Consider the following 17178-nt stretch of genomic DNA (forward strand, 5'->3'; position numbering starts at 1 on the left):
CTATCCCCATAACGGCATTTTGGTCAGCGCCAGCGTAATGATGGTCACCAGGGCGATTAACGCCACCAGAAAAGCGATCCAGCGGGTGCGATCAGTGCGTGGACGGCGACTCAATGCCACAAATCCTAAGGCGATGTAGATGATAACCGCTAAAAGCTTCTCCGTCAGCCAGCTTCCTTGCGGTGTGAAGGGATAGAAGTGAGTAATGATCACCAGCGCGACGCCGCTCAGCAGTAACAGGGTGTCATTGACGTGCGGCAGAATGCGGACCCAGCGCCGCGTCAGCAGGGGTGAGCCGCGCCGCAGCCAGTAAAAACGCAGCAGAAACAGCGTTACGGTGATCCAGACCGTCACCAGGTGAAGATTTTTAATCAGGGGATAAAAAGCGATCATGCTGCGTCCTTTTCTCAAGCGCTTTCAGGTAAGAAGTTGTCCCAGGGTCACGCGCGGGTTGCCGCCGTAATCTTCAAGGGTTTCGACGGCCTGATAGCCGTTTTGCTGCATCAGCGCTGCCACCGCCTCGCCCTGCTGCCAGCCATGTTCCAGCAGCAGCCAGCCTCCCGGCAGCAGCCACGCGGGGGCCTGCTCGATCAGCGTGCGCAGATCGGCCAGCCCCGCTTCGTCGGCGACCAGCGCACTGCGCGGCTCAAAGCGCACGTCGCCCTGCGCCAGGTGACTGTCGCTGGCATCGATATAGGGCGGGTTACTGACGATGAGCGCAAACCGCTGCGGCGGCAGGGAGCGAAACCAGTGACTGAGCAGAAAGGTGGTATTAGTGAGGTTAAGCGCCTGCGCATTCGTGCGGGCCAGCGCGACGGCGGCGTCAATGCGATCCACGCCCGTCACCTGACAGTCGGGACGCTCGCTGGCCAGCGCCAGTGCAATTGCCCCGGTGCCGGTGCCCATATCCAGAATCGCCGACGGGGTGGCAGGCAGACGTGTCAGTGCCTGCTCCACCAGCAGTTCAGTATCAGGACGCGGGATCAGCGTGGCGTCATTGACGCGCAGAGGCAGCGACCAGAACTCCCGTTCGCCCACCAGATGCGCCACCGGTTCGCCCCGGGCACGACGTGCCAGCAGGCTATCCAGCTGTTCGCGCTGTGCTTCCGTGAGCACGGTCTCATCGAAGGCGATCAGCCAGCTGCGCGATTTACCGGTCACGAAACCTAACAGGATCTCCGCGTCACGCTTCGGGCTGTCGCCACCACACAGCGTGGCGGTCGCCTGTTTCAGCCAGTGACGAATATCCATTAATCCTGACCAGCCAGCGCCGCCAGCTGATCCGCCTGATACTCCTGCACAATCGGTTCGATCAGGCTGTCGATTTTACCTTCCATCACTTCATCCAGACGGTAGATGGTCAGGTTGATGCGGTGGTCGGTCACGCGCCCCTGCGGGAAGTTATAGGTACGGATGCGGTCGGAACGATCGCCACTGCCCAGCAGGTTGCGGCGGGTGCTGGCTTCCGCCGCGTGACGGCGGGCCATTTCGGCGGCGTGAATGCGCGCGCCCAGCACGGCCAGCGCTTTGGCTTTGTTTTTATGCTGTGAACGTTCGTCCTGACACTCCACCACGATGCCGGTTGGCAGGTGGGTAATACGAATTGCGGAGTCGGTGGTGTTGACGTGCTGACCGCCTGCGCCCGATGAGCGGAAGGTGTCAATCTTCAGATCGCCGGCATTGATCTCCGGCAGTTCCGCTTCCGGGATCTCCGGCATTACGGCGACCGTACAGGCCGAGGTATGGATACGACCCTGCGATTCCGTTTCCGGTACGCGCTGCACGCGGTGTCCGCCAGATTCAAACTTCATGCGGCCATAGGCACCCTCTCCGGTCACCCGGGCAATCACCTCTTTGTATCCGCCGTGCTCACCGTCGTTGGCACTGACGATCTCCACACGCCAGCGGCGGCCTTCAGCATAGCGGCTGTACATGCGGAACAGATCGCCCGCGAAGATCGCCGCTTCATCACCGCCGGTACCGGCGCGCACTTCAACGAAACAGGCGCGTTCATCATCGGGATCTTTTGGCAGCAACAGCACCTGCAGCTGCTGCTCCAGAGTTTCGCCCTTCTCGCGCGCCGCCTGTAACTCCTCCTGCGCCATGTCGCGCATTTCGGGATCATCGAGCATCTGCTGCGCGGTTTCGATATCTTCCTGCACCTGCTGCCAGTCGCGGAAGCAACGGGTTACATCGGTCAGCTGAGCATATTCACGTGACAGCGCACGGAAACGCTCCTGATCGGCAATCACGCCAGCATCCCCCAGCATCGCTTCCACTTCTTCGTGGCGCTCCTGCAGGGCTTCCAGCTTGGCAACTATAGAGGTCTTCATTAAATGTGGGATTCCCGTAAACAGGTGGCGACAGCAGTGTGCCTAATCGAGACCCAGGCTGTCGCGTAAAATCTGCAGGCGTTCATTATCGCCGTCGCGGGCGGCCTGCTGAAGTGATTTGGTTGGGGCATGTATTAAACGGTTGGTCAGCTTGTGCGCCAGTTCCTGCAGAACTTTCTGCGGATCGGTGCCCTGCTGCAGCGCCTGCAGCGCACGGCCTTCCAGCTCAGCGCGGATCTCATCCGCCTGAGAGCGATATTCCCGGATGGTGTTAACTGCGCCCTGCGAGCGCAGCCACGCCATAAATTCGCTGCTTTCCTGCACCACGATGCTTTCGGCCTGCACTGCCGCCGCTTTGCGCTGCGCCAGGTTCTGCTCGATAATCGCCTGCAGATCGTCCACGCTGTAGAGATAGGCATTAGGCAGATCGCCCACTTCCGGCTCGACGTCGCGCGGGACGGCAATATCCACCAGCAGCATCGGCTTATTACGACGCGCTTTCAGGGCGCGCTCCATCATCCCCTTACCGATAATCGGTAACGGACTGGCGGTGGAGGAGATAATAATGTCCGCCTCCGCCAGACGGGCGTCGATCTCCGCCAGGGTAATCACCTCGGCACCCACTTCCGACGCCAGCGTTTCGGCGCGCTCGCGGGTGCGGTTGGCGATGATCAGATTTTTGACCTGGTGTTCGCGCAGGTGGCGGGCCACCAGCTCGATAGTCTCACCGGCGCCGACCAGCATGACATTGACGGTGGAGAGTGATTCAAAGATCTGACGGGCCAGCGTACAGGCCGCGAACGCCACCGAGACGGCATTGGCACCGATGTCGGTTTCTGTGCGCACGCGTTTCGCCACCGAGAAGGTTTTCTGGAACATGCGCTCCAGTTCACTGCTCAGCGCCTGACCACGTGAGGAGTCGGCAAACGCTTTTTTCACCTGACCGAGGATCTGGGGTTCGCCCAGCACCAGGGAATCGAGTCCGCTGGCGACCCGCATCAGGTGGCTGACCGCCTCATTATCCTGATGCCAGTAGAGGCTGTTACGCACATCCTCTTCATTCAGCTGATGATAATTGCACAGCCAGCTCACCAGACGCGCCTGTAAATCCGCCTGCTGCTCTACACTCAGGTAGAGCTCAGTCCGGTTACAGGTGGACAGCACCACGCCGCTCTGCACCATTGGCTGCGATAACAGGCTGTTTAAGGCCTGCTCAAGCGTCTCCGGCCCGAACGTAACACGTTCGCGCAGAGCAATGGGGGCGGTCTTGTGGTTGATTCCGAGAGCGAGCAGCGTCATGGTGATTTTGGTTGGGATGTCCCAATAATGTCAGGGTTTTGTGAGGCGCATTCTACAAGATGCGACAGATCAAGAAAAGCCATACAAAGGCTATGACTGTAATAAGATTAACCCGATCATACGCAATTTGCTGCATAACAGCATTGACGGTTAAAACCGTGACGGTTAGCGTTATCCGTTGCCAATAATAAATGTGTCCGAGGAGATGACCACTTGATGCTTACTTCACCACGCAATCTGTTGCGCCTTTTGCCCCTTGCCAGCGTGCTGCTGGCGGCCTGTAGCGTCAACAAACCGCAGGGTCCGGGCCCCAGCGTCACCGCGCCGCAGTGGCAACAGCATCAGCAGGCGGTCTCAAAGGTCACGCACTATCAGACCCGCGGCGCCTTTGCCTACCTCTCCGACAAACAGAAAGTGTATGCCCGCTTCAACTGGCAGCAGACCGCGCCTGACCGCTATCGCCTGCTGCTGACCAATCCGCTGGGCAGCACCGAGCTGCAGCTGGATGCGCAGGGCTCGGTCGTGCAGATTGTCGATAACAAGGGCAAGCGTTACGTCAGCAACGACGCACAGAAGATGATTTCCCAGTTAACCGGCATGGACATCCCGCTGGCTAACCTGCGTCAGTGGATGATGGGTCTGCCAGGCGATGCCAGCGACTATCAGCTCAACGAGAGCTATCAGCTGCGCAGCCTGAACTACAGCCGCGACGGTCAGACCTGGCAGGTCTCCATCGCCGGTTACGACAGCAAAGTGACTCCGCCACTCCCTTCCAGCCTGGAGCTGAAAGAGGGTGACCAGCGGATTAAACTGCGCATGGACAGCTGGACCGTTCAATGATCACCCACTGGCCCGCCCCGGCAAAACTGAATCTTTTTCTCTACATTACCGGCCGTCGTCCCGACGGCTACCACAACCTGCAGACGCTGTTTCAGTTTCTCGATTATGGTGACGAGTTGCAGATTCACGCTGACCAGAGCGGTCGCATTCAGCTGCTGACGCCGCTGGCGGGTGTGGCAGACGAGGACAACCTGATTGTGCGCGCCGCGAACCTGCTGAAACAGGCGGCGCTGCAGAGCAATCGCCTCTCTGCCAGCGCGGGTGCGCAGATTGCTATCGAGAAGAGACTGCCCATGGGGGGCGGCATCGGCGGCGGCTCGTCTGATGCCGCTACCGTGCTGGTGGCGCTGAATCATCTGTGGCAGACCGGCTTTTCGACAGAAGAACTGGCGGCGATGGGTGTGACGCTCGGTGCCGATGTCCCGGTGTTTGTCCACGGCTTCGCGGCGTTTGCGCAGGGCGTGGGCGAAGAGCTTCAGCCTGCCGACCCGGCTGAAAAATGGTACCTCGTTGCACACCCTGGCGTGCATATCAGCACGCCGGTGGTGTTCGGTGATCCCGACCTGACGCGTGACACCCCAGCGCGCAGTTTATCGACACTTTTAGCCTCCCCCTTCGCCAACGATTGTGAAGCAGTGGTAAGAAAACGTTTTCGCGAGGTTGATGAGCTTGTTTCCTGGCTGCTAGAATACGCGCCGTCACGCCTGACTGGCACGGGCGCTTGTGTGTTTGCTGAATTTGACACCGAGTCTGCTGCCCGCCAGGTGCTGGAGCTTGCCCCGAATGGGGTGCGCGGATTTGTAGCCCGGGGCGTTAACGTGTCGCCGCTACAGCGTACCCTGCGAGGCGATTAGCAAAAGCGTGACAGTGTCACCACGTTCCGGACACTGCACCTTTTGCATCAACACACCCGTGTGAACGCCCATGACCGTGCACGCCGGTTACGGTCATGTCGTTCATTCTCTGGACGCAAAGCCTGAGGTTCTTCTCGTGCCTGATATGAAGCTATTTGCTGGTAACGCCACCCCGGAACTAGCACAACGTATTGCCAACCGCCTTTACACCAGTCTGGGAGACGCCGCTGTCGGACGTTTCAGCGATGGTGAAGTGAGCGTACAGATCAACGAAAATGTACGCGGTGGTGATATTTTCATCATCCAGTCCACCTGTGCCCCCACCAACGATAATCTGATGGAACTGGTTGTGATGGTCGACGCGCTGCGTCGTGCTTCTGCTGGTCGTATTACCGCAGTCATCCCCTACTTTGGCTATGCCCGTCAGGATCGCCGCGTGCGCTCTGCGCGTGTGCCGATCACCGCTAAAGTCGTGGCTGACTTCCTTTCCAGCGTCGGTGTTGACCGTGTTCTGACGGTTGACCTGCACGCCGAGCAGATCCAGGGCTTCTTCGACGTCCCGGTTGATAACGTATTTGGCAGCCCGATCCTGCTGGAAGATATGATGCAGATCGGACTGGAAAACCCGATTGTTGTTTCTCCCGATATTGGTGGCGTAGTACGTGCCCGTGCTATCGCTAAACTGCTGAACGACACCGATATGGCTATCATCGATAAACGTCGCCCGCGCGCGAACGTCTCTCAGGTGATGCATATTATTGGTGACGTTGCTGGCCGCGACTGCGTGCTGGTCGACGACATGATCGACACCGGCGGCACGCTGTGCAAAGCGGCTGAAGCGCTGAAAGAGCGTGGTGCCAAACGCGTGTTTGCTTATGCAACCCACCCAATCTTCTCCGGCAACGCGGTTGAAAACCTGCGTAAATCGGTGCTCGATCAGGTGATTGTATGTGACACCATCCCTCTCTCTGAAGAGATCAGGGCGCTGCCGAACGTGCGCACACTGACCCTCTCAGGCATGCTGGCTGAAGCCATTCGCCGCATCAGTAACGAAGAGTCCATCTCGGCGATGTTCGAGCATTAATCTTCGCGGAAACCGGGCCCTGTGCCCGGTTTTTTTATGCCTGTTCCTGCCCGCTTAACTCTCTTCTTTTTCTGAGATTAGCGCGATAAATTTTTCCGCTCGCCCCGGTTTGCAACGCCACGCACTCTTTTCATCAATGGCCTCGTTTCCCGCTTCTGCCCGCTGCCGTTAAATGGTAATTTGCTGCCCATTTCTCATCAGAACCCGGCCATCATGACTCTCGATATCTATACCCTGTTTATTTGCGAGCTCTATGTGCTGGGCTTTTTAAGCCTGATCATGATTTTTGCCTGGGTCGGATCGCAATACGATCGCGTGCTGGGCTTTACCCTGCTGTCGCTGGTCCTGACGCTGGTGGCGGTCTTTTTAAGCAGCCTGCGCAGCAGCGGCTTCCATTTTCTGCCGGTGGCCGTCGGGAACGTGCTGGTGATGCTGGCCTATGGCGGGTTGCTGAATGCCTTTCGCCGCTTCTGTGACAAACCCATCGGCAGCCACTGGCTGCTGGGTGCCCTGCTCTGGGCGCTGCTTTGCTGTTTCCCGGCATTTTACGACAGCCTGCCGAAACGGGTAGTGGTGCTCTGTCTTGCCTGCGTCGCCTATACCGCCGCCCTGATCCAGCTGGTCTGGCTGGCTCGTGACACGCTGAAAGCCACCTTCTGGCCGGCCCAGCTGCTGCTCTGGATCCATCTGCTGTTTCATCTGGCCCGGCTGTTTCTGGACAACGCCGTTGCCAGTGGTCTGCCTGGCGCGATTGGCGGGTCGGCTTTCTCGGTTTACGTTATCCTGGAGTCGATTCTGTTTGTTATTGGCCTCACCTTCACCATTCTGGCGATGGTGAATGAACGGATGCAGCAGACCCTGAAACATGCTTCCCTGCACGACCCGCTGACCCGCGTCTGGAACCGCCGCGCCCTGTTCAGCGAAGCAGAGAACATTGCGGCGCGATGCCATCGCCAGAACCGGCCCTTCAGCGCCATCCTGTTTGACCTGGACCATTTCAAAAGCATCAACGATCGCTACGGGCATCAGCAGGGCGACCAGATTCTGATCCACTTTTGCGAGGTGGTAAGCGCACTGATTCCGGCAGGGGGACGTTTTGCGCGACTGGGCGGGGAGGAGTTTGCGGCCATCATTCCGGCGACGGCACAGGAGACAGAAGCGTGGTGTGAGACAATCCGGCTGGCGGTCTGTGCATCGCAACATAATGCGATTGCCTATTCGGTCAGCATTGGCTTTGCTACGGCCACACATCATCAGCAGGGTTTTGAAGCGTTACTGGTGCAGGCGGATGCGGCGCTCTACCACGCCAAGGCCAGCGGCCGGAACCGCACCGCGCAGCATCCGCTGCCTGCTGCCATTCTTTAGTGGTGTGAGTTATGTGACCGGCGGCAGCGCTGGTCATAGTGACGCACCCAGTAATAACGATCTTCTATCTTTTCCCGGCCACTGACCCGGGCGCCTACCAGCCAGAGCAGCGCACCAATAAAGATGCTGAAGATAGCGCCCTGCGCCAGAGACTGAGGCAGATCGAGCGCGGGCAGCTGGTTCATAATAGAGAAACCGACACCCAGAACCATGGTAACTAACCCCAGTACCATTAGCGTGTTACCCGCTACACGGCAGTGATGATGTTTCATAATGCACCTCCATCCATAAGAGCCAATAACCGCACACAATGTTAAGCGTCATAAGTTTAGGCAATGGCTCAGCCCCGCGATGCGGGCTGGATCACACATCAACCATAAAGCTTCGCCTGGTCCTGATTGCAGACTGTTGATTCCGATAGAAAATGATTAATCACGCTGATGAACCATTTGACTGCTTCTGCTTTGTCATCTCGCCTGTCGCGAAGTAAACTAACGCCCTTTCGCGATAACAGCAGGATAATCATTGTGAGCAGCATTAAACTGATTGTGGGACTGGCCAATCCTGGCGCTGAATATGCCGCCACGCGCCATAATGCGGGTGCCTGGTATCTGGATTTACTGGCGGAACGCCACAATCAGTCTCTGAAAGAGGAAGGCAAATTCTATGGTTACACCGCCCGTCTGGCGATAGCCGGAGAGGATGTCCGCCTGCTGGTGCCGACCACCTTTATGAACCTGAGCGGTAAAGCGGTGGCGGCGATGGCGACCTTTTATCGCATCGCGCCTGAAGAGATTCTGGTGGCGCATGATGAACTCGATTTACCGCCCGGTGTCGCGAAATTTAAGCAGGGTGGCGGCCACGGCGGCCATAACGGTCTGAAAGACATCATCAGCAAACTGGGCAACAACAACAATTTTCACCGCCTGCGCATCGGTATTGGTCATCCCGGCGATCGCAATAAGGTGACCGGATTTGTGCTGGGTAAACCGCCCGTCAGCGAGCAGAAGCTGATTGATGAAGCCATTGATGAGGCGGCGCGCTGCACTGAGCTGTGGCTGAAAGAGGATCGCATCAAAGCCATGAACCGGCTGCACGCCTTCAAACCTGCTTAAACGCCCGAATCGACGCGATTCCGTGTATAATGCGCGGAATTTTCAATTCTTCTCCGACAGCTCGCCATCAGGCGCACTGTCCATCCAGTTATAAAGGGTATCAAACCATGGGATTCAAATGCGGTATCGTGGGCCTGCCGAACGTCGGTAAATCCACTCTGTTTAACGCGCTGACCAAAGCGGGTATCGAAGCGGCTAACTTCCCCTTCTGCACCATTGAGCCTAACACGGGCGTGGTGCCCATGCCTGACCTGCGTCTCGACCAGCTCTCGGAGATTGTTAAGCCGCAGCGCGTGGTGCCGACTACCATGGAATTTGTCGATATCGCGGGTCTGGTGAAAGGCGCGTCTAAGGGTGAAGGTCTGGGCAACCAGTTCCTGACCAACATCCGTGAAACCGAGGCGATCGGTCACGTGGTGCGCTGCTTTGAAAATGAGAACATCATCCACGTCGCGGGTAAAGTTAACCCGGCGGAAGATATCGACGTGATTAACACCGAGCTGGCACTTTCTGACCTTGATACCTGTGAGCGTGCGATTCAGCGCGTGCAGAAGAAAGCCAAAGGCGGCGACAAAGATGCGAAAGCCGAGCTGGCTGCGCTGGAAAAATGCCTGCCGCACCTTTCTGAAGCGGGCATGCTGCGCTCTCTGAATCTGGATGCCGATGAGAAAGCGGCGATTCGCTATCTGAGCTTCCTGACCCTGAAACCGACCATGTACATTGCTAACGTCAATGAAGACGGTTTTGAGAACAACCCCTATCTGGATCAGGTTCGCGCTATCGCAGCAGCGGAAGGTTCAGTGGTGGTACCGGTGTGTGCCGCAGTGGAATCTGATATCGCCGAGCTGGAAGATGAAGAGCGTGACGAGTTCATGGCGGAGCTGGGACTGGAAGAGCCGGGCCTGAACCGCGTGATCCGCGCCGGTTACGCCCTGCTGAACCTGCAGACCTATTTCACCGCAGGCGTGAAAGAAGTGCGTGCCTGGACTATCCCGGTGGGCGCGACTGCCCCTCAGGCCGCCGGTAAAATTCACACCGATTTTGAAAAAGGTTTTATCCGCGCGCAGACCATCGCATTTGATGACTTTATCGCCTGCAAGGGTGAACAGGGTGCGAAAGAAGCCGGCAAGATGCGTTCAGAAGGGAAAGAGTACATCGTGAAAGATGGCGATGTGATGAACTTCCTGTTTAACGTCTGATTAAAATCTGTTGTTTCATGGGGTTGATTGAGTCTCATGAAGTTCGTATGAATCGATAAAATCCACGCAATTGCGTGGATTTTTTTATAGCTGTTCAAATCGTCGCTTAACAATGCACTCTAAAATGATTATTTGAATGAGTAAAACCTACATCTATCTTTATTTTAAACTAACAGATTATCGATAAATCAAAATATAAATTCGCTATTTAATTGCTAATTGATGTCGTATTGCCAGAGCTAAAAGAATCGCTATTTGGCTAATGGATTGATTGTTCTGAATTGTGCCAACGCATTCCACTGTGTTATTCAATTGAAATTACCGATAAAAAGGCCAAATTGCGATATAGATTTTTATTTCCATCTATCAAACAGGCCAGTAAATGAATAGTTGCAATTGACTGATTTGGTCAGCAAGGTAGCCCTCCCGCAGCTCATTTTCTTTACTGATGAATTTGATAATATTTGATAATTTTTCAAAGGCTGACTAAAACCAAATACATCATCAAACTTATATTCGAACTACAAAAACTCTTATCTTTTGCCATAGAATATTGTCTATGAGACATGGTCAGTATAATGCTGCGGGAAATACTTCTTTCTGAACGTCTTCAGCCCTATAACGTTTGCCATAAGCTCATTATAAACATGCATTCGGATGAATCTTCAGGATTTTTTTAGAAATACCTGATATGGAATTGAGTTCTGTTGAGAGTATTTAAGCAAAAACGCTAAAAAGGACATTATGCGAATGGATAAAATCTGCCGGTCACGCGACAACTGTCAGGGGCATCCGTCTATACCAGTGCTGGTTAAATTTGTCTTATGCTCAAATTAAACAATAAGCAAGTGGTATAGACGGGTTTACATTACCCGTAGATTAAGCGACTTCTTTTGGATCCGAACCAAACCGGTTGGTGCCGGATTGCCCTTCAAGCGCCAGGAAGACGATATTGACGATAGGTAACAGCAGCCACCATCCGCTGCGATCGGTGTCATGTAATCGACGAACACCAACTGCTATGCCCGGAATTAATACGGCCAGGCTATAAAGATTTGAAAGGATATCTCCAGCACCAATTACCGTTTCGACAATCCCTAGCAGGAAAGCAATGAGGATGTTAAACAGAGTGAACATCCAATACTCTTTTCTCCTGGCTCTGCCTGTAAATACAGCATATTTTTTTAATACACCCAGGTACCATTGATTTATGGCTCCGCCCGTATTTTCTGAGGTGACAATCTGTTGGTTTGTCTGGGGTGCACCACACTGTGGGCAAGCTTTGGCAGTAACGTGAATTTCCTTGCCACATCCGCGGCAAAAAACCATATTCATAATCCATCCTTAATTAATAAAAACTTAACAGGCAAGTTCAGAATACTGAAGATTGACAACAGAATCTCTAAATTAGCCATAGTATGACCACGTCTTTTTTCACTAACGTTATCACTTAAGATATCTGATCAATAGCCGCAAAAACTATCAGGGCACCGAAAACCTCTTTTCCCACTCAGATTGATCACAGAAAACAGCCAGCAACAACGTACACCAATAAAAAAACAGAGATGCTCTGGTATATGCTGGTCGCCATTTTAGTGGCAGAAATGCCAGCATGCTTGTCTGCACTTCAGTCCGGAGTAATTGGCTTTGCTATGATGAGCTCCCCTGATCAGTTATAACAAACATCGTTGCAACTCTCGTTTTCAATCCAGACAACCCTGGTACCCTGCTCTCAGGGTTATCGTCACACCAGGCAAAATCATTAGCAAAATTTTAGAATAAAGTGAAAAATGACAATCTGTCATGGATTTCGTTCATTCCAGTCGTAGCGCAGACGCAAGAATAATCCCAACAGCCGTGGAATAAAATAAATATTTTTCAATTGACTGATAGAATGACATTACTGGAAACCTTCGAAAGCACTCAAACCCTTCCTGTTTCGCTTTAAACGCATGGCAAGGATGACATAAGACTTAATGAAGCAAAGATCGTATTTCCTGTCAGAATCTGATTTACCCGACTGGTTCTGACAAGAGGTTCTTAAGCAGTTTGCATCGCTGATTGCAAAACCTAAGCATAGAACGTATCCGGTTATCAGACTTCACAGCAGGTCACTTTTCTTTCGTTACTAAAAGGCTAATGAAGCATGTAGTCTCTTTCACTCTGTCAGAAGAGGCAAAATGGTAATTCCTGAAAAACTCTATATCAATACACTCACCCCAGACTTATCGTGTTACCAATCAGAAACGCTTGCTGGCTTGCCTATCGTATAAACATAAGGAAACAGCGATGATGCGAAGCATTCGGTGCTAATTTATTTGCCATTACCTACTCCCCCTTACTTTGCTTGACAAAACCGCCTGCCACAAAAATGGGATAAAAAACCAAAAAAATTAAATCTTATAGCATAAAACAATAAAAAATCGGGAGTTAAAACTGGAAAGTTGCACCATGAAATTTCCAAAAATATTATTTCACACATCTTTACGATTCATATAGAATCATAATCACATTAGCTTTACGTCACTTTTACAGTAAAGGTTAAGTCAGGAACTGGAGCATAGAGTTCCATCAAACTAAATACATGAAATAATTAACCTCCGAAACTAAGTATCTCTGGAGCGTTCTGGCAAGACTGACTCGCTATTGAAGTTTGATTCACCTGCCGCGACATTACCTGAGCAGGATTTTCAGGTAACGGCTGCAATGTTCGGACAATGAAATTGGTAATATTTTCTTCTTAAACTAAATTTCTGAAAATATACGCCGATACTCTCCATACTCAGAGGGGATGCTGGTTGTTTTAGCACAGGAATTGATTTTCAGTTAAATATGGGCCTCTCTCTTAACCTGAACGTTATTGATGAAGATTTTGCCTTGCCTTCGGCAGCCAGATCCTGAATTACTTTTAACAGCAACGTGTCTATGGACAGCACACTTTTTTAAATGCTGATCCATTTGGTCATTTAAGGATAAAAATGATGTCAAATAAATGTAAACATACCTCAACTGCTCTCCTGGTCTCTGTTTCCCTTCTGCTTAGTGGTTGTGCCAACACAGGTAGTTCTTTGCTCTCTGGTACTAAACCTGACTCACGCTTGACCAGTGGTGAACAGTCGCAGTTATTCAGCAGTTCAGCAGCTCAGGGTTGTGGCATGGGTGCGTTAGCGGGTGCAGGTATGGGCGCGCTGGCAGGTGTGCTGGCAGGCAATAGTAAACAAGTACTGGCCGGTGCCGCCATTGGCGGCGCTGCAGGGTGCGCCGCTGGCGTGGCAGCAAACTATTATCTGGATAGTCTGAAAAAAGATTACGCCACTACTGCCGATCGCCTGCAAGCCATGGACACTGACATCAAAAAAGACACAGCCGATATCGCCAAAACCACTGAAGCGATGAAAGCCGTGATCCGTGATAATCAGGCGACATTAACGCAGATCAGTATTAAAAAAGACCAGGCTGGCTTTGATAAGGCTAATGCCAAAAAAGACCTGGCTAAAATTGATGCCAACATCAGCACTATGCAGAAAAAAATCAAAGTGATGAAAGATAAGAGCGAGGCCTATAAAGTCGCGCTGCAAGGACAAGGCACCACCAGCGCGGCGGATAAAGCCACGCTGAAACAGCTGAACAATGAATATAGCAACCTGAATAATCAGATTGCCGTACTGGAGTCTGAAACCAACGGTCTGTATAGCCAGCGTCAGGCTATTTCCCTGGGTTAATCCTGACGGGCTGATGATTTCGTCGGCCCTGTTTAATGCGTTTAATTCCAACTTTACAGTTCTGCATGATAGATACAGGGATGCCTTCATGAAATTTTATGTTTTAGTCGCTACGCTGCTGCTTGCCGGGTGCGCTTCCACTCCTCAGGATTGCAATCTGCATGCACAGGACCCCAGTTTTATCACTAAATTAAGCTGTGCCACCTCTGGCGGTTACCGGCAGAAAGTCGACGACCAGGAACGCCAAATCTTACAAAGCCAGCGTGATAACCGCATTGCTCAGCAAAATCTGGCTGACACGCAAGCCAGAGAGCAAGTATCCAGCCAAAAGCTGGCAGACGAAGAAAGCCGTTTAGCGGCAGCACGTTCTGATCTGTCACGAACCCTGAAAAAACTGAAATCAGTTAAATCCACCAATTTGCAACGTCAGCAAGAGATTAGACAACTGGAAGCATTGCAACGTCAGTCTCAGCAGACTACCAGTGCCAGTGATGTCGCAAGTCTTGAGGCAAAAATTGCGGCAGCGAAAAAACGAGTCGCTGCGCTCGAAAACGCAAATATGTCGCAATAAATCATTGTCGATGTGGCGAAATGAAAGACTCGCCACATCGTGCTTCTTCCCGCTGCTAATGACACATTAAATCTGAGCTATGCAACGATTAAACCGATCAGCGCCCATTGACGACGTGACCCTCAAAAGTTACGAGAAGACCGTTGCGATCATCCATCGCCATCTTCCCCCGTCCCTTGCCCTCCTGTTTGCTGAAGCACGGCAGAATTCCGAAGGTAATCTGGAATGGTGGACCGCGCGAGAGGGTATTGCAGCGCCGCTCTCTTCACTGGGCGAGGCAGAACAGACTGCAATTCACACTAAACGTCAGCAATATATGGATACGATTGCCAGCCTGATTGAGCAGCTCAACGCCAGAGGCGAAACAAAATCGGCTCAGGCACTACAGTCATTGCTGACACACTCACAGACGCTGCCATGCTATGGCGTCGGTGGAGAGCCCGTATTTACCAACTGGACCATTCCGCCAGAGGTTTCGCCTGCAATAATCCTGCCTGAAGCACGGACAGAGCGACATTTTCCGTGGTTGCTCCTGTTTCTGTTTCTGCTGTTACTTCTCGCGTTAGCTGGGTGGTGGTTTATGAACCTAAAACGCGAGTCTCCTGCGCCGAAACTCCCTCCCCCAACGTCTGCAGTAGCTGACGCACCGGTACCCGTAAAAACCGAGCTAACGCAGGCGAATCCAAGCGTGAGTCTCGCTAAAGGCACCAACTTCGGTCGAATTAGCGTCAATCTCACCTGGCAACAGGGGCAGAATAAAAAGCCAGTTGACCTCGACCTGGCTGCTTTTATTCGTCTGAAAAACGGCAAAAATGCTGGCGTTGAAGCACTCAGTAAATACTTTGGTGATTACGACAAAGCGCCCTTCATGCTGCTGCAAAAAGATCTGCGCGATGGCGACAATAAGGATGGTGAATGGATTTTCATCAATGGGAGCCAGTGGCAAGAGATTGATGAAGTCCTGATTTACAGTTTCATTTATGGTGGCGCAAATAACTGGAGCGGACTTGATGCCAACATCACGCTCTCTGTTCCTGACCAGACGCCGATCAGTTCCAGCATGGTTAATAACGGTCAGCGCAATGAGGTCGCAGCTATTGCACGTTTGAAGAACGTTGATGGTGATATCAAGGTTGAGCGGCTCAATAACTTCTTCCCCGATCGGGAAACACTGGCTAAGCACTATGGCTGGAATTTTGAGTGGACGCCTGGTGCTAACAAAAATTAACCACATCCATGTGACTTGCGCTCATCAACAGCCCTAAAGGTTAGAAAATGCGAAATTCGATTCAGGGACCACTGTTACGTACCGGGAATAATTCTTCGTTTAAAGCGCTGGGTGAAACTGGCTATCCCGTTTTCCGGATGGCATTCCAATTGCGCGAAGCTATCTACCGCCTGGATGCCGGGCGTGATTTAGCACGTCACCTTGCGGTTCCACAAAATGATCAGGGGGGGGATAGAACCGACTGGTATAGCAGCTTTGCGGGTGATGTGATTCCCTGGAGTAGTGCATCCGAAAGCGAGCGAGCCTTAGCACGTCAGCAATTTACCGAATTCCAGATGGCGGTCCAGGCATTAAGCGAACGAATGCTAAATACCGAAGAGAGTGGTACAGGCGGTGACCGGCACGTATTTGCCCAGTTGTTAAAATCAGTTGTAAATTTCCCCGATGATGAGTTCCTTTATCTGGTCAACGGGGTATTGGTGATCACGTTCTGGGGGTTTGTGCATCCTACGGGGGAGCAAAAGAGCCCAATGCACTGGCTTCAACCCGATTCAGTACCGGCGCAAACGCCTGTTGCTCCCATCGCTCCCGCTACGCAGTTATTGGCTCAACCGCTAACCAGGACGGCTGATACGATTAAGACCCTCGAGACCGTGACACACACTCGCAGCAGGAGATGGGACTGGCGCTGGTTGCTGTGGTTACTGCTCGCCCTGCTCTCTCTGGCGCTGATTCTGGGACTATTACGGGGCTGTGTGCCCTCGCTCGCACTGCCTGGTCTCACTCTTCACAGCCAGCCAATCAAAGATGCGAGCACAAGCCCAACGGATAAGGATCAAACTCCGGTCGGGTCAGGCGTAGGGGGTCCTGCAGCTTCAGTTGCAGATGTTCCCACCAGTTCAGTTCCAGCCAACAGTACGTCAGTATTAAATTCAACTGGAGTAGTGCCGGAGAATACTCCTCTTCAGGTGGACAGCGAGTCTCTAACAACTGATGCAATTGTCCCTGGAACACACGCTTCTACTGAGGCTCAACAGCCTGTCACCAATGTTGAAGCACCCGTAACGGAGTCTGAGACTAATACTGATCCCTCTGCAACGCCAGCCCCTGTAGCTGCTCCCCATAGCAGTGAGCCGCAATGGCCTGCAGAACAATCCAATATAGTGCCACCCATTAAGCCAGAACAGGGAAAAGCACTGACGCTTCCTGCTGCACTGCCCGATGGACCTGCACAATTTCTTAACGGGCAATGGCGTGTGAATGGCGGTATTCAGGACAAACTCACTGGCCGTCCATTGCAGTTGCAATACGACTTCAGGCAAGGCAATGGCTCGGTCAGTGTACGCCAATCTAATGGCGTCATCTGTAACGGTCCAGCCCAGGGGAGCATGAAAGACGGCGCACTTAACATCACAAATCCTGAACAGATGAAATGTAGCGATAACTCTAACTTTATTGGCCCAACCATAGAGTGCAAAGCGCTCAATGCTGCTCGCACCGATTGTGTCGGTAACAATGCCGGGGACAAAAATTTCCCTATCCGCATGTTGCAACCCCATTCATAAACA

Annotated in this window: 16 protein-coding genes; 10 read left to right on the forward strand and 6 right to left on the reverse strand. The window is 52.8% G+C overall.

The genetic code is table 11. From position 1 onward, the window contains the following. Genes HFD92_RS03460 through hemA form a run of 4 tightly spaced genes read right to left on the reverse strand, consistent with a single transcriptional unit; the run spans position 1 to position 3632 of the window. A complete protein-coding gene (locus tag HFD92_RS03460; protein WP_167428289.1) occupies positions 1–393 on the reverse strand; it encodes a SirB2 family protein in 393 nt (130 codons plus the stop codon). Between the two features lie 24 nt (positions 394–417). Further along, positions 418–1251, reverse strand: coding sequence for a peptide chain release factor N(5)-glutamine methyltransferase (prmC, locus tag HFD92_RS03465; RefSeq protein WP_167428290.1), 834 nt, complete (start codon positions 1249–1251; stop codon positions 418–420). Next, the gene (gene prfA, locus HFD92_RS03470) at positions 1251–2333 is read right to left on the reverse strand and encodes a peptide chain release factor 1 (RefSeq protein ID WP_009090629.1); all 1083 of its coding nucleotides are present in this window, start codon (positions 2331–2333) and stop codon (positions 1251–1253) included. The genes prmC and prfA overlap by 1 nt, the downstream gene beginning before the upstream one ends. 42 nt (positions 2334–2375) lie before the next feature. Continuing rightward, complete coding sequence (hemA, locus tag HFD92_RS03475; protein ID WP_009090632.1) at positions 2376–3632, reverse strand: glutamyl-tRNA reductase; 1257 nt, start codon at positions 3630–3632, stop codon at positions 2376–2378. A 216-nt stretch (positions 3633–3848) separates the two neighbouring features. Between hemA and lolB the strand changes: the two genes are divergently transcribed. The 4 genes from lolB to HFD92_RS03495 all read left to right on the forward strand — a co-directional run bounded on the left by lolB (position 3849) and on the right by HFD92_RS03495 (position 7775). Next, positions 3849–4472 carry a lipoprotein insertase outer membrane protein LolB gene (gene lolB / locus HFD92_RS03480; protein WP_009090634.1) on the forward strand — a complete coding sequence of 208 codons (624 nt, stop codon included), beginning with the start codon at positions 3849–3851 and terminating at the stop codon, positions 4470–4472. Continuing rightward, a complete protein-coding gene (gene ispE / locus HFD92_RS03485; RefSeq protein ID WP_009090636.1) occupies positions 4469–5326 on the forward strand; it encodes a 4-(cytidine 5'-diphospho)-2-C-methyl-D-erythritol kinase in 858 nt (285 codons plus the stop codon). The genes lolB and ispE overlap by 4 nt, the downstream gene beginning before the upstream one ends. Before the next feature lie 136 nt (positions 5327–5462). After that, positions 5463–6410, forward strand: a complete 948-nt coding sequence (gene prs / locus HFD92_RS03490; protein ID WP_009090638.1) for a ribose-phosphate diphosphokinase — start codon at positions 5463–5465, stop codon at positions 6408–6410. A 213-nt stretch (positions 6411–6623) separates the two neighbouring features. Next, positions 6624–7775, forward strand: coding sequence for a GGDEF domain-containing protein (locus HFD92_RS03495; protein WP_167428291.1), 1152 nt, complete (start codon positions 6624–6626; stop codon positions 7773–7775). Here HFD92_RS03495 and ychH read toward each other — a convergent pair. Further along, the gene (ychH, locus tag HFD92_RS03500) at positions 7772–8047 is read right to left on the reverse strand and encodes a stress-induced protein YchH (protein WP_009090642.1); all 276 of its coding nucleotides are present in this window, start codon (positions 8045–8047) and stop codon (positions 7772–7774) included. The two genes, HFD92_RS03495 and ychH, sit on opposite strands and share 4 nt — an antisense overlap. A gap of 255 nt (positions 8048–8302) precedes the next feature. Here ychH and pth point away from each other — a divergent pair, with 255 nt between their 5' ends. Beyond that, positions 8303–8890, forward strand: coding sequence for an aminoacyl-tRNA hydrolase (gene pth, locus HFD92_RS03505; RefSeq protein WP_009090644.1), 588 nt, complete (start codon positions 8303–8305; stop codon positions 8888–8890). A 107-nt stretch (positions 8891–8997) separates the two neighbouring features. Continuing rightward, on the forward strand, positions 8998–10089 hold the full coding sequence (gene ychF / locus HFD92_RS03510) for a redox-regulated ATPase YchF (protein ID WP_167428292.1): 1092 nt from the start codon (positions 8998–9000) through the stop codon (positions 10087–10089). Positions 10090–10968: 879 nt separating this feature from the next. On the opposite strand, the gene HFD92_RS03515 is transcribed toward ychF, so the two are convergent. Continuing rightward, entirely contained in the window at positions 10969–11301 is a 333-nt protein-coding gene (locus HFD92_RS03515; protein ID WP_255461693.1) for a DUF805 domain-containing protein, read from the reverse strand. Between the two features lie 1766 nt (positions 11302–13067). On the opposite strand from HFD92_RS03515, the gene HFD92_RS03520 reads away from it, so the two are divergent. The 4 genes from HFD92_RS03520 (at position 13068) to HFD92_RS03535 (ending at position 17175) form a co-directional block, all read left to right on the forward strand. Further along, positions 13068–13811: a hypothetical protein gene (locus HFD92_RS03520; protein WP_255461686.1), complete on the forward strand. Its 744-nt coding sequence runs from the start codon at positions 13068–13070 to the stop codon at positions 13809–13811. Between the two features lie 88 nt (positions 13812–13899). Continuing rightward, positions 13900–14382 (forward strand): hypothetical protein, encoded by a 483-nt coding sequence (locus HFD92_RS03525; RefSeq protein ID WP_167428293.1) that lies wholly within the window; start codon positions 13900–13902, stop codon positions 14380–14382. A gap of 79 nt (positions 14383–14461) precedes the next feature. Continuing rightward, complete coding sequence (locus HFD92_RS03530; protein WP_167428294.1) at positions 14462–15610, forward strand: tellurite resistance domain protein; 1149 nt, start codon at positions 14462–14464, stop codon at positions 15608–15610. 47 nt (positions 15611–15657) lie between these two features. After that, positions 15658–17175: an SrfA family protein gene (locus HFD92_RS03535; RefSeq protein ID WP_167428295.1), complete on the forward strand. Its 1518-nt coding sequence runs from the start codon at positions 15658–15660 to the stop codon at positions 17173–17175. Positions 17176–17178: the final 3 nt, after the last annotated feature.

It is taken from the genome of Pantoea sp. EKM101V (genome assembly GCF_011800325.1).
GTDB lineage: Bacteria > Pseudomonadota > Gammaproteobacteria > Enterobacterales > Enterobacteriaceae > Pantoea > Pantoea anthophila.